Source organism: Paenibacillus sp. P4_A9, from assembly GCF_056402415.1.
The window spans coordinates 1-901 of the sequence record NZ_JBFUHL010000229.1; the positions used below are offsets into that span (position 1 = coordinate 1).

General features: G+C 34.1%; 1 protein-coding gene. It reads left to right on the forward strand.

All coding sequences use genetic code 11. The features are described from left to right. Nucleotides 1-764: ATP-binding protein (locus tag AC1DVJ_RS31160; RefSeq protein ID WP_477596833.1), on the forward strand; the 764-nt coding region annotated here is incomplete at its 5' end. Nucleotides 765-901 lie beyond the last annotated feature (137 nt).

Consider the following 901-nt stretch of genomic DNA (forward strand, 5'->3'; position numbering starts at 1 on the left):
GCGTAGAAGTGAATTTGAAAATGGTTCCCATTATTGTCAACGATAAAATTGATGGTGTTTACGGCATTGCAAAAGACATAACGGAACGTAAGCGTACAGAAGAACTATTGATTAAATCAGAGAAGCTTTCAGTTGTAGGGCAGCTAGCGGCTGGCGTTGCTCATGAAATTCGAAATCCTTTGACTTCACTTCGAGGATTTGTTCAATTAATACAATCTAAGATTGATGTCTATCAAGATTACTTTCAAATCATGTTATCTGAGTTGGATCGAATCAATGATATTGTGAGCGAGTTTATGGTTATTGCTAAACCACAGGTCGTTAATTTTCAGATGAAGGATCTTCGGCAAATTCTTCACAATGTCAACTCGCTGCTCGAATCACAAGCAATTCTTAATAATGTACAAATTCATATTGAGATTGAATCTGAAATTCCGTTAATCCATTGTGAGGAAAATCAATTAAAACAGGTATTTATTAATATCCTTAAAAATGCGATTGAAGCGATGACAGGCGGGGGGAATATTTTCATTCAAATTCAGGTAAAAGACGATCATATTATTATTCGTTTTATCGACGAAGGCTGTGGAATATCGGAAGAACGATTACCGATGTTAGGAGAACCCTTCTACACGACAAAAGAAAAAGGAACAGGCTTAGGATTAATGGTATGTCATAAAATCATTGAGGCTCATCACGGGACTCTCAATATAAAAAGTCAGATAGATAAGGGAACAACTGTTGATCTAATTTTGCCAATATAGAACCTTAACTTGCTTATTGGCGTGAGTTGTTGAACAAGTTGTAAATTTAACATTTTAAAGTTAAGAGCATTTCATTGTAATGAGAAATGCTTTTTATTTTTGTCAAAATTAAAAGGATATTTCATTAACAATAATAA